Here is an 11,958-nt window from a genome sequence, read left to right as displayed (position 1 = left end):
ATTTCAAAATAATTTGAATCAAGTTTCAACCGGATCAACGTTTAAATTAAATCCAAGAAGAGTCAAAATCAATGTATTTATATATATATCTGGCAATCTTTGAAGAACATGGTTGAAACAGAACCCGAATGCATTTCCATGAAAAGGTGCTTTATGTATACTATCTTCCTGTTTATCTTTGCAGGTATTTTCGAGACAGGAGGAGGATACCTTATGTGGTTGTGGCTACGTGAAGACAGAAGACTGATTTTTGCATTTTCAGGGGCAATTGTCCTGTTTTGATATGGAATCGTGCCCACTTTTCAGCGCTCTTACTTCCGTAGAATATATACAACTTATGGTGGTATTTTTGTTGTTATATCCCTCTTATGGGGCTGGATTTTTGACAAAATCCCTCCCGATACCCATATTTATCCTCTATTTATCTTTATACTGACCTGTCAACGAGGAATGTAGAACATTATCAGCACACCTGCAAGTGCGATCAATGCCCCTATTATTTCATATTTGTCTGGGTTTTTCTTGTCTATCAGAGCTCCCCAGATCAGGGATGAAACAATAAAGATTCCTCCATAGGCAGCATAAACCCTACCGAAATGCGCCGGATGAAAAGTTGGAATTATCCCGTAAACTGCTAACGTCAGTCCTCCGAGAAGCCCGAGTACTGCTCCTTTCTTTTCCCTTAACCATAACCAAACAAGATAGCCTCCTCCTATTTCAAAAAGGGCAGCCAGAAAAAACAGAACAAGAGATACTACAGAGTCAATCATTTATATCATCCTCTCTTGGCCAGTAGTAAATGATTGATACTCCAATAAGAATAACCAGGGAGCCTATAAGATCAAGGAAAGAAGAGAATTATAGAAAGTTGCAGGAAAAGAAAAGGAATTTTAGGAAAAAAAATAGAGAAAAACAAAGAGAAGAAAGTTTAATAAATAATTAAACCTGGCAGAAATATTTGTTATGAAAATATATTTATAGATAAGCGTTCTGCTTGAAGCCCTGTATAATTCTATTCTCATTTTGAGTATGTAACTTCTATACTATATAGGGAGAGAAATATCCATGCTTCAAATATTCAAATCAACAGATTCCGGACTGGTAACTCTTGATCAGGTTGAAGACGGTACATGGATTAATCTTACAAATCCGATAGAGCAGGAAATTCTCTCTATATCAGAAAATCTGAATATTCCTGTTGAACACCTCAAAGCTGCACTCGATGAAGAAGAACGTTCCAGAATTGAAGTGGATGAAGGCTGTACTGTCGTATTAATAGATATACCCGTACCGAACGCGAACTTGCAAGATGGAGGAATTTATTATACAATCCCCCTTGGGATTATAATTACCGACAGAAACATCGTTACCGTTTCCCTTCAGGAAAATTATGTTATTAGTAGCTTTATTGAAAGGAGAATAAAATCCTTTTATACATTTAAAAAAACACGGTTTCTTTTACAGATCCTGTATAAAAACTCAAAGTTATATCTTCAGTATCTCAGGCGCATTGATAAAGCAAGCGATAAAATTGAGTCCAAATTGCATAAGTCCCTGAAGAACGAAGAATTAATTCAGCTTCTTGAACTGGAAAAAAGCCTGGTATATTTCTCTACATCTTTAAAAAGCAATGAAATAGTCCTTGAGAAAATTCTTAGGTCTACTCCTGTCAAAATGTATCCTGAAGATACGGATCTTCTTGAGGATGTTATTGTCGAAAACAAGCAAGCAATTGAAATGGCAAATATCTATAGCAATATCCTGACCGGAACAATGGATGCATATGCTTCGGTTATTTCCAATAACTTAAATATTGTTATGAAATTCCTTACTTCAGCTACAATCGTCTTATCAGTCCCAACAATGGTTGCCAGTTTCTTTGGAATGAACGTTGACGTCCCCTTCGAGTATAATCCTCATGCATTTGTAATTATTTTCATAATATCGTTAGTTTTCTCAACGATCCTAGCTTTCACAATGGTAAGAAAACAACTATTCTAAAGCAACTGCTTTAAGAAAACAACTATTCTAAGAAAAAAAGGTTCTAAAAAAACACTGAAAACAAACATGATATTCCTTGAATAACATGCACAACTATATGAAAATGAATGCTGATAGCAGCATTTTCATGTTAAATATCAATTTTAAAATAAATCTCGCCTAAGTACCCGAATTTTAAGATGTTTTCTTCAGAACTTTTTATTTGTTAATTTCGTACTTGAAAATCCCTGAGTGCAGCTTCCTGTGAAAGGAAGACAATCCGAAAAACTGAAATAGAAAAGATAAAAGAGTTAGGGAAGCTCCCTAACTTTTTAGGTTAATTGGATATCTAAGTTTTTAGGTTAACTGAAAGATATATTTTCTCAGTGAATTGTGTCGTAGGCACATTCTCCATGCATAGAGATATCCAGGCCTATAAGCTGATCTTCATCTGTAACCCTGACCGGAGTTACCAAGTTTATTAACATCAGCATAATGTAGGTAAACACAAATGCATAGACTGAAGTAGCTGCAACAACCACAACTTCTTTAATAAAGAATGCTGTGCCGTCGTAAAGCAGGCCATCCGCTCCTGCCGGGTTTATAGCCGTCGAGGCAAAGATTCCAAGTAGAATTGTTCCGGTAACGCCACCAATTCCATGGACACCCCATACATCAAGAGCATCGTCCCATTCCATCTTGTTTTTAAGATGTACGGCAAAATAACAGACAACTGATCCGAAGATTCCCATTAGTGCAGCTACAGGTAAAGAAACAAGACCTGCTGCCGGAGTAATTGTTGCAAGGCCTGCAACTGCTCCTGTCATAAGTCCTACGAACTTTGGTTTTCTTTCCTTATACCATTCTATTGTCATCCAGGTGATTGCTGCAAAAGAGGCTGCAATGTCGCTGTTCAGGAATGCAAGTGAGGTAATTCCATCTACATTGAGTTCGCTTCCAGCGTTAAAGCCGTACCATCCAAACCACAGAAGAGCAGTACCTATAGCCATTAACGGAATGTTGTTTGGCTTTGTTATTTTGTTGTACTTTCTTGAGCCTACATAAAAAACAGAAGCAAGAGCTGCAAAGCCGGCTGTAGCATGGACAACGATTCCGCCTGCAAAATCAAGAACTCCCATTTGTGCAAGCAGACCGCCTCCCCAGACCATATGGACAAAAGGATAGTAAACAAAAAGCTGCCAGAGAACAAGGAAAATAAAATAAGCCTTAAAAGTAACCCGGTTTGCAAATGCTCCCGTGATCAGAGCCGGAGTTATAATTGCAAACATCATCTGGTAAGCCACAAATACAATTTCCGGGAACCCCATATCTTTGAATAGTGTGGTTGGAGTAATTCCATGCAAAAACATTTTGTCCAGGTTTCCGATAATTGCACCTTCTCCCCCGCTAAAGCACAGGGAATAACCTATGAAAAACCATAAAATAGTTGTCAATCCCATCGAAACAAAGCTTTGCATCATAATTCCTAAAATATTCCGCTTACAGGAAAGTCCTCCGTAAAAGAATGCCAGACCAGGGGTCATTAGCATCACAAGACTTGTCGCAAGCAGCATAAAGCCTGTAGAACCGGTGTTTAACATCTTATCATCCCATCTATATTTATACGATAACTAGGAAATCTCAAACGTCTTACCTTTTTCCTATGTTATCATACATAACCATTTCTACCCTTCGTGTTATACGAAATATGTTTTAAGAGATTTCCGGGATAGATACTGTTAAGATGGGGTTTCTCGATAAGGAAACTTCAACGAAAATCGAAAATTAGAAAAGTACAGGTAAACTCTTACCTGTACTCAAATCTGTACTTAAACGTTGTACGCAATTTCACCATGCTGCGTTTTGTCAAGTCCGATGTTTTCTTCACTTTCGCTGACTTTAAGCCCTATAGTTCTGTTGAGTATGAATCCGATAAGGAGAGTACCAACAGCTGCATAAACAATCGTGATAACAACGCCTTGAAGCTGGATTAACATCTGGCTGGTGTTTCCAAGCAGGAGACCAGTTCCTCCTACGCTTGCAAATACACCTACCAGAAGTGCACCTACTATTCCTCCTACTCCATGTACTCCAAAGGCATCCAGCGAATCATCATATCCGAACCTTTCTTTGAGTCCTACAGCTTTGTAGCACACAAAACTTGTGATCATGCCTATAGGAATTGCTGCCATTGGCGTAACAAAACCCGCACACGGAGTTATTGCAACAAGTCCTGCTAGAACACCCGTTGCAAATCCCAGGGCAGTCGGATATCCAAAGTGACGCCATTCAAGTGCCATCCAGACAAAACCTGCAGCTGCTGGAGCTATAAGCGTCGTAATAAATGCAAGTGCTGCGATCTCATTTGCAGCAAGAGCTGAACCTGCGTTGAACCCGAACCATCCGAACCAGAGAAGGCCACCTCCAAGGAGCGTCAGAGTAACGTTGTGTGGCTTTAACGGGTCTACTCCAAAACCACGTCTCTTGCCGATGTAGGTCAGAATTGCAAGCGAAGAGACACCTGAAGTTATATGAACAACCGTACCACCTGCAAAGTCTAGAGCTTCTCCGGTAAGGAACCCCCCGCCCCAGACCCAGTGGCAGACAGGTGCATATACAATGAGACCCCAGAGGGCAATGAATGCAATATAAGATTTAAACTTAACACGTCCTACAATTGCACCTGAAATCAGAGCAGGTGTAATTATTGCAAACATTCCCTGAAATGCAATGAATGCATAAGTCGGAATTGTGCCAGTTACTGAATATGCATCAATTCCTCTCAGGAATGCATGCCCAAGGCCACCAACAAACCAGTTGCCATCTGCAAATGCAAGCGAGTAACCTATCAATACCCATTCCAGAGCCATGATGCCCATTGCAACAAATGAATGCATCATACTGCTAAGAACATTTTTACGCTGGACCAATCCGCCATAGAACAACGCAAGTCCAGGAAGCATTAGTAATACAAGTGCGGCTGAGATTAGTACCCATACCGTGTCTGCTCCTTCGATAGCCATATTATCCTCTCATAAAGCGCTATTTATCTATTCATAGAGCGTTAGGTCCAGTTTCGTTAGTGCGAATCCGTATTACATCCTCTAAAGGAAGCACAAATATCTTGCCGCTTCCGATATAACCATCGTTGCCTTTTGCTCCGGTGTTTATTGCTTCAATAACTGATTGCAGGAAATGATCTTCCACAGCAATTTCGATCTTGACTTTTTCAAGAAGATTTGCCTCATGTTCAGTTGCCCTGTAAATCTCCAGATGCCCTTTTTGCGCACCATAACCGGCGACCGATGATACGGTTAGTCTATTAACCTCAAGTTTCTGAAGTTCTCTTTTGACTGCATCGAGTCTTTCCGGCCTTATCATTGCGATTATGTACTTCATCACGACCACCAATAGGTATCTTGTATCCGATATCATTGTATTTAAAGTTGCCTATCGGGGTATTGGATATTTAAATAGTTCTTCCAAATAAAATTAAAATAAACGGAGTCATTCTTCAATTAGGGAGCCCAATATTGTTTTTCTGCTTTCGACGTTGTTACCGTATATTAAAAATAGGAGTCCTGAGTATCTGGTGTTAGTTTACTTCCCTGTTTTCAAATATTTTTGTCAGAGAGCTTTTATTCAGTGAAAGCAAATTTAGAGATATGTTCAAAGAAATCGGAAGTGTAAAAAACGAGGCTGATGAGATTGCCCTGCAAATTATTTCCCTATTCAGGGAAAGTATCAGTGAAATTTGCCTTAATGAACCTGAATCCGTATCAGATTATTTCAAACCGGAATATTCTCATTATATTGTAGTTCATACTCCCCTGAATATCCGTTTTTCCGAGAAAAGAGAAGAATGGAACATGCGCTTTTGCAGAGATGTCGGAGTTTCAGTTGTTGAGCATATCGTAACTGAAACTGACAGCGTTTACGTAAAAGGGCTCATGGCAGTTAATGGGTCAAAAATCTATGCTATCCTTCCTTTTATGACAATAGATGCAGAAAAATCAAAGATGGCAACATTTCCTAAAGACCGCATGGCACGTGTACGGATGAAGGTGATTCCTTCTGTGCTTCCGGACATAAAAGGAGAAACAATTCTCGATATAGGAAGCGGCTTTGGAAGCCTTACCATAGAACTTGCAAAAAACAACCCTGATTCAAAAGTTTACGGAATCGATCTTCATGATTCTCTTACAGGCCAGTCTCAGATGAATGCCGATATCCTTGGCGTGCCGAATGTAAAATTCAGGACAGGAAGTGCCTATTCCCTTCCTTTTGAAGCCGGTTCGGTGGATGTAGCTACCTGCTTTTTAATGCTTCACCACCTTGAAGACATCAAATTCGCCCTGTTCGAGATTAAGAGAGTGCTTAAAAACGGAGGCATGTTGGTAGCAGTTGAACCACTTGCAGATCACCATCACCACGGCCCTCAACTCTCGGAAGCTGGATGGCAAGGGCTTTTTGAAGATGTCGGCTTCGCAGTAGATGTTGAAAGTGCGGAAGGGGCAGCAATCCTGAAAGCTGTGAAAAGAGAATAAACCTCACAAAAAACAAAACTCGCAAAAAGAGAATAAGTCCAATAAAAAGAGAACAAATGCAGGCCCTGCTTAGAACTCCACAGTCAAACAAAAACTCAGTTACGTGATGAAGGTAGACGATGACCGGATTAACAAAAAAGCTATATGAAGCACAAAGAAACAGAAAAAAGTGACGCAAGAGGAAACCTGATCCAAATAGCTAACGGAATCTTCTTGCATCATAATATCCCAGGCCTTTTGTTGTCTGGAGAACTTATCTCCATTCTGGACTTATAGGCTGAAGCGTAAAACCCGTTAAATCTTTAGATTTGATGGGGCATATATCACCGGAGATTCCAGAATTAAAAATTTTCCTTTTTGAATAGAATATAGATTATGCATGAACAAGAGTCAACATTCAAAGCTTAATCCATAAAAAACAGCAGGTTAAACATTAAGCTGTTTCCTTAAGTTACAGAAGCGAAAAAGACAAAAAGGAAAATGATGAAGTTTTGGTAACTTCATTTTTTAATCTTTTAATAATAAATCTCACATTCCCAATTTTCAATTTTTTAATAATAAATCCCACACTCCCAAGCTTGATCTTTTACTTTTTCCAATTTAAGTATTGGCTTACCTAACTGCGATATAACTGGTCTTTTTTACTGTGTTACTACCAGCAGCATTCTTTACCGTTAAGCTCACAGTGTATTTTCCTGCTTTAATATACTTGTGTGTTGGATTATGGGCTGTTGAAGTGCTTTTATCACCAAAATTCCAGTACCAGGAAGTAGGTGATCCTGTGCTTTTATCAGTGAACTTCACATTCAAAGGATGTTTTCCAGTGGTCGGCAATGCAGAAAAAGAAGCAACAGGTTTTGTTACAGTTACAACACTTATATAACTGGATTTTGTTGCTGTACTACTGCCCACTGCATTCTTTACTGTTAAGCTGATAGTGTACTTTCCTGCTTTAGTATACTTGTGCGCTGGATTCTGAGATGTTGAATACGTTCCATCTCCGAAACTCCATTTCCAGGAAGTGGGACTATTTGCACTCTTATCAGTAAACTTTACTGTCAATGATACTTTTCCTGAAGTCGGGGATGCAAAAAAAACAGCAACAGGTTTTGTCAAAGTTACAATATTTATGTAATTGGATTTTGTTGCGGTATTACTGCCCACTGCATTCTTTACTGTTAAGCTCACAGTGTACTTTCCTGCTTTACTATACGCGTGTACAGGATTTTTAACTGTTGAAGTATTTCCATCTCCAAAGCTCCATTTCCATGAAGTTGGTGTGCCTGTACTCTTATCCTTAAAACTGACTTTCAGAGGAGCATTTCCTGAAGTTGGGGATGCAGAGAAGACAGCAGTCGGGGTTTTGAATAGCTTGTTTCCGCTAATTACAACGTTCTTAATATTTTTCACGAGGATTCCGGAAGAGGTCCTCGATGTATCCACGTTTATTAAAGTATTATTTTGTATATTTACAGCACCATTTTTGAAAGAATTTCCATCTACATAAATTCCTTCCAGTCCCAGATTTTCAAAAGTATTTTTGGAAATATCCGAGTTTAGCCCGTCTATCAGGAACTTCTGATTCACTCCTTGATAGGAGAGATTTTTAAAAGTGTTATTACTAATTATTATACTCCTAAAGCTTCCTTTATTTGGAAAATCAATTCCGTAAGTCCCTTTGTTTTGAATATTATTTCTAATTATAAGCTCGCTATCAATTCCATTTCCTCCCTTATACATGTCACCTGTCATACCATTAAACGTGTTGTTTTCGTAAATGTGTACTCCATCGTTTAAGCTGCCGCGTTTAAATATCCCTCCATATCCGCCATAGATATTATTATCAGAAAAAGTAGACTGTTGCGTACCATCTGCAAATGCATAATGTTTTAGAAGTTGTGGGTAGATCTTATTTCCAGTTACGACAAAATTAATAACAACGGCATGGGCATCAACTACATTAGCACCAGTGACCTCAGTACCTATCAGAGTATTATTGGAGATAAAAACGTCTCGATCTAAAGATTTGCGTTCATCTGAATTGCCTGTAATAGCATGCCTGCAGTTCTCTATGTGATTATTGGATATATTTATAAAAGCCGAACCGCTAGCCACATTTATACCATATCCGCAGTTAGCGTGTAGTGAATTGTAAATTTCATTGTTATTAACACTCACATTAAAACAGGAATATAAACAAAGATCACCAAATCCACTGTTATTGAGCCAGGAGTTTGTGACCGAACTATCCTTACAATATTGCAAAACAAGTCCGTGATGAATCGTTGAACTGCCTGTATCCTCTATCCTTATATTTTTTATATGTATTTGAATAGGCCTGTATACTTCAACCTGTACAGTCTCGGACAATTTGTAATCTCTAAGAAGTGGTTGATTTAAAGTGACAACATTTCCATTTACACCTTTAACAACATACATTTCACCTGTTATTTGATCAGGATAGTCCAGAGGACACCACTGAACGTTTTTCCAGATCTTAACCAGGTCATTCTTGCGAACCTGGGAAACATCGGTTAATACAATTTTAGATGAACCTTTTTTAGCATTAGCAGACAGAGTTGTATTTGCGACAATTGATCCATTGAAGAAAATCTCTCTATTCACTTCTTGAGCCATTCCTCTATCCGGAGTTTGAAGATGAAGGGTTACTTTCCCCTTGCCTACTATATTCAGACTTTTATTTGTTTGAGATATTTCTTCCGGGAGATAATAATCCTCTCCATAGATAGTTATCGTATCTCCGCTTTTTGAGTAATTCAGTGCTGCCTGAATGCAAGCTGAATCGTTTTCGTAATTAGGTGTATGAAAATAACTCGGTTCATCTGGGCCAGCCTCTTTGTCAATCACTATATTTGCTGCCAAAGCTGCAGAGCTACTTAACGCAAGAAAAAAAAGAGTTAAAATAAATATTGTTATAAAAGTCTTCAAGTTTTTCATTAGAGTTATCTCCTAACCTGTTTAACTTAGATCATATCTTATAACCAAATTTGGTTCTATAATTGGGATAAGACTTGCATACTTGAACTAAAAACAAAATAGCATTAAACCGCTAAATGTCCAAAGTGTAACTTAAACCATGATGCTTAATGTGTTTGATTTAACACATCGAGTACGTAACTCAAATAGATACCTTAAAGTCAATGCATACCTGAATTTCGGAAAAATTCATGGTCTGAATTTAACATTGCCCATTATCCAGCTGCAGGAATGATTTGAATTTTAAAACAGCCTCTGAGAGTGCGTTTTAAAAATAACTTGAGTCTACAATTGAATAAAGGGCAATGATTACCATAAATGCAAATAAATGCATGACTCTGTTCCAAAATCCAGTGATTTTTGCATTTTTGATAGAAAATCTGAATTAGCAAGAAGAATCCAGTTTTTATCAAAATCAATATTCGCTATCTAAAGACTTGAATCATTAAGTTGTATTACACGGATGGTGACCATTTACAAAATCTAGTGATTTTGAATTTTACATCCATCACTAGATTTTGGTACTGAGTCTAAATGCATATTACAAATATATAAATAGAAAATTTCCAAAATTCAGTTAATGTTGGCTTTCATAAGGGAAGTGCCCTACAAACTTATGTAAATATATAAAATCAGATAGATTAAGATTCTGATCTAAGATCATTGACGTCTAGGAAATTCAGGTATACGTCTCTGGAATTAAGGAAAGGACTACGGATGATGTACTACTAAGTGTTAATATCCAGTAATTATAGTTCTTACGTAGACTACTACATGTATTAGGTCTCATTATCCTTTGTTTTATATCCTTTTATAGTGGTGAAGGAACAAATTATCATTGATCGAAAGGTAACTCTTGATGAACTTAACTCCTTGATTACTCACGAAAAGAACTCTAGAATACTTAAAAAACTTTATTTTGTCAAATTCAGATATTAAGGAGATTCTATTGAAAAAGCTGCTATTAAACCTCGAGTTACTAAGAAAACAGGATATCATTGGCAGGAAGATTGGAACAAAGGCGGTTACACCTCTTTAATGCCACAATTTTGTGGAGGAAGAAAATCTAAACTTACCGATGAACAAATGATAGAATTAAGAAATTACTGAATGAGACGGATTATTGAACTACTAGAGAAATTTTGGAATTAATAAAGGAAAAACACGATGTAGAATATTCACAAAAACAAATAGGGGTAATATTACATAATTTTAATATGTATTATTATGAAATCTATTCTAAGTAGGGTTTACATACGTGAACTGAAAAACAGTAACAGTAAGTCGTTATGTGCCTAAAGCAATCTCATGCATTTGTGTAGTTGGTAGTTTCGTTTATAACGTGAGATGTTTTATTTTCATAATAATCAAAAGCATACTGACTACCCAATACATCAAGACTGTCGTTTTCACCTAGCTTCTGTCCCAGAATAGCCTTGACTTTTACGTAACCAGTGTCATTAACTTTTGCTGCTAGAAGATTATTATACCAACCAAAGTATTCTCTAGGCCACTCTGTTGGGTCGTTATTTGCGTTCAAATAGACAAAGAAAAATATGTTTTCTTCTTCTTTTAGATTGTCACTTAAATAGACATAGGTATCATATGTCGGATAAGAGGCATATTTAGTGTATTTTCCATAAGGCACCGAAGAAACATTAGAAACATTTTCAACAGGGAATATCATCGGGCTTCCATTATTAATGGGATCAAAAACATCGAAATTATCTGCAACAAAGCTAGTAATATAATCAATATCTTTGAGTCGGGTTTTGTTTGTTTTGAATCCGAGCATGTGGCCTTTCTCGGTTTCTGCAATGAAAGTTATCCAGTTCCCTGAATCTATCTCTTTGTTGTCAAAAATTTCAGTCATGTTTCTGAAATAAGGACCTTTGTGGTATTGTTCAGACCAATTAAAGGTTTTATGAATTAACTTCTGGGTAAAATAAGGATCTTTTTGTGCAGGAGGAGTAAAAAACTTGCCTTCCTTAGATGCAGGGATAGGAACCATTATTACGGTCATCCCCTGTACTTCTCTTCCAGAAAGGCCAGTCACTTTGACAGAATAAAGACATTGATATCTTTGACCATCATTTCTCCAATTTACCTCATTCATGTAAATGCCGTGGACAAATAGACCCATAACTAGAAGAATCAAAAATATGGGAATGAGTAGAAGATTTCTTTTTCTCAAGCTTATCCCACCTAGTATTTTTAAGTAGCTGGATGAAATGTGTTATTCACTAGAGTTCATATAGAGGGACTTGTTCGCGTTATTAAACCTGTCTCCGGACAACCTGTCTACTAGTTGATATTCGCTCTAGTAGTGTAACTGCTTATATTAAAGGTGCTTAAAAAATAGAATGAAAACTGATTTTTTCAGCTCATAAGTAGGATAGAACACATGTTTCAATTTCCAATATCTGCTTTTAAC

General features: G+C 37.4%; 9 protein-coding genes and 2 pseudogenes. 5 read left to right on the top strand and 6 right to left on the bottom strand.

Annotation, left to right across the window (positions count from 1 at the left end; all coding sequences use genetic code 11):
* Window positions 1-108: 108 nt before the first annotated feature.
* Window positions 109-456 (top strand): annotated as a pseudogene (locus ASJ81_RS23150) (YnfA family protein).
* Here the strand turns inward: ASJ81_RS23150 and ASJ81_RS00155 are convergent.
* The gene (locus ASJ81_RS00155; RefSeq protein ID WP_170943127.1) at window positions 441-770 is read right to left on the bottom strand and encodes a YnfA family protein; all 330 of its coding nucleotides are present in this window, start codon (window positions 768-770) and stop codon (window positions 441-443) included. The pseudogene ASJ81_RS23150 and the gene ASJ81_RS00155 sit on opposite strands and share 16 nt — an antisense overlap.
* Window positions 771-799: 29 nt before the next feature.
* On the opposite strand from ASJ81_RS00155, the gene ASJ81_RS23145 reads away from it, so the two are divergent.
* On the top strand, window positions 800-943 hold the full coding sequence (locus ASJ81_RS23145; protein WP_212556005.1) for a hypothetical protein: 144 nt from the start codon (window positions 800-802) through the stop codon (window positions 941-943).
* 122 nt (window positions 944-1,065) lie between these two features.
* On the top strand, window positions 1,066-2,001 hold the full coding sequence (locus tag ASJ81_RS00150; protein ID WP_095642684.1) for a magnesium transporter CorA family protein: 936 nt from the start codon (window positions 1,066-1,068) through the stop codon (window positions 1,999-2,001).
* A gap of 362 nt (window positions 2,002-2,363) precedes the next feature.
* Here ASJ81_RS00150 and ASJ81_RS00145 read toward each other — a convergent pair whose 3' ends face one another.
* From ASJ81_RS00145 to ASJ81_RS00135, 3 genes are all read right to left on the bottom strand, one after another.
* Window positions 2,364-3,581, bottom strand: coding sequence for an ammonium transporter (locus tag ASJ81_RS00145; protein ID WP_095642683.1), 1,218 nt, complete (start codon window positions 3,579-3,581; stop codon window positions 2,364-2,366).
* Window positions 3,582-3,809: 228 nt separating this feature from the next.
* Window positions 3,810-5,003: an ammonium transporter gene (locus ASJ81_RS00140; RefSeq protein WP_095642682.1), complete on the bottom strand. Its 1,194-nt coding sequence runs from the start codon at window positions 5,001-5,003 to the stop codon at window positions 3,810-3,812.
* 31 nt (window positions 5,004-5,034) lie between these two features.
* On the bottom strand, window positions 5,035-5,379 hold the full coding sequence (locus ASJ81_RS00135) for a P-II family nitrogen regulator (protein WP_048108903.1): 345 nt from the start codon (window positions 5,377-5,379) through the stop codon (window positions 5,035-5,037).
* Window positions 5,380-5,645: 266 nt separating this feature from the next.
* On the opposite strand from ASJ81_RS00135, the gene ASJ81_RS00130 reads away from it, so the two are divergent.
* The gene (locus ASJ81_RS00130; protein ID WP_095642681.1) at window positions 5,646-6,527 is read left to right on the top strand and encodes a class I SAM-dependent methyltransferase; all 882 of its coding nucleotides are present in this window, start codon (window positions 5,646-5,648) and stop codon (window positions 6,525-6,527) included.
* Between the two features lie 612 nt (window positions 6,528-7,139).
* On the opposite strand, the gene ASJ81_RS00125 is transcribed toward ASJ81_RS00130, so the two are convergent.
* Window positions 7,140-9,395 carry a PKD domain-containing protein gene (locus tag ASJ81_RS00125; RefSeq protein ID WP_245859633.1) on the bottom strand — a complete coding sequence of 752 codons (2,256 nt, stop codon included), beginning with the start codon at window positions 9,393-9,395 and terminating at the stop codon, window positions 7,140-7,142.
* A gap of 942 nt (window positions 9,396-10,337) precedes the next feature.
* Here ASJ81_RS00125 and ASJ81_RS00120 point away from each other — a divergent pair.
* Window positions 10,338-10,762: pseudogene (locus ASJ81_RS00120) on the top strand (helix-turn-helix domain-containing protein); the annotation flags it as partial.
* 68 nt (window positions 10,763-10,830) lie between these two features.
* On the opposite strand, the gene ASJ81_RS00115 reads toward ASJ81_RS00120, so the two are convergent.
* Window positions 10,831-11,718 carry a hypothetical protein gene (locus ASJ81_RS00115; protein ID WP_170943126.1) on the bottom strand — a complete coding sequence of 296 codons (888 nt, stop codon included), beginning with the start codon at window positions 11,716-11,718 and terminating at the stop codon, window positions 10,831-10,833.
* Window positions 11,719-11,958 lie beyond the last annotated feature (240 nt).

It is taken from the genome of Methanosarcina spelaei (assembly GCF_002287235.1).
Classification (GTDB): domain Archaea; phylum Halobacteriota; class Methanosarcinia; order Methanosarcinales; family Methanosarcinaceae; genus Methanosarcina; species Methanosarcina spelaei.
The sequence above is the reverse complement of the archived record's forward strand: the minus strand, read 5'-3'. Positions and strand labels throughout refer to the sequence as shown.

What these genes read in the sequence shown, in the direction of transcription:
- ASJ81_RS00135 (WP_048108903.1), bottom strand. Translation starts at nt 5,379, where the DNA reads ATGAAGTACATAATCGCAATGATAAGGCCGGAAAGACTCGATGCAGTC.
- ASJ81_RS23145 (WP_212556005.1), top strand. Translation starts at nt 800, where the DNA reads ATGATTGATACTCCAATAAGAATAACCAGGGAGCCTATAAGATCAAGG.
- ASJ81_RS00145 (WP_095642683.1), bottom strand. Translation starts at nt 3,581, where the DNA reads ATGTTAAACACCGGTTCTACAGGCTTTATGCTGCTTGCGACAAGTCTT.
- ASJ81_RS00140 (WP_095642682.1), bottom strand. Translation starts at nt 5,003, where the DNA reads ATGGCTATCGAAGGAGCAGACACGGTATGGGTACTAATCTCAGCCGCA.
- ASJ81_RS00150 (WP_095642684.1), top strand. Translation starts at nt 1,066, where the DNA reads ATGCTTCAAATATTCAAATCAACAGATTCCGGACTGGTAACTCTTGAT.
- ASJ81_RS00130 (WP_095642681.1), top strand. Translation starts at nt 5,646, where the DNA reads ATGTTCAAAGAAATCGGAAGTGTAAAAAACGAGGCTGATGAGATTGCC.
- ASJ81_RS00155 (WP_170943127.1), bottom strand. Translation starts at nt 770, where the DNA reads ATGATTGACTCTGTAGTATCTCTTGTTCTGTTTTTTCTGGCTGCCCTT.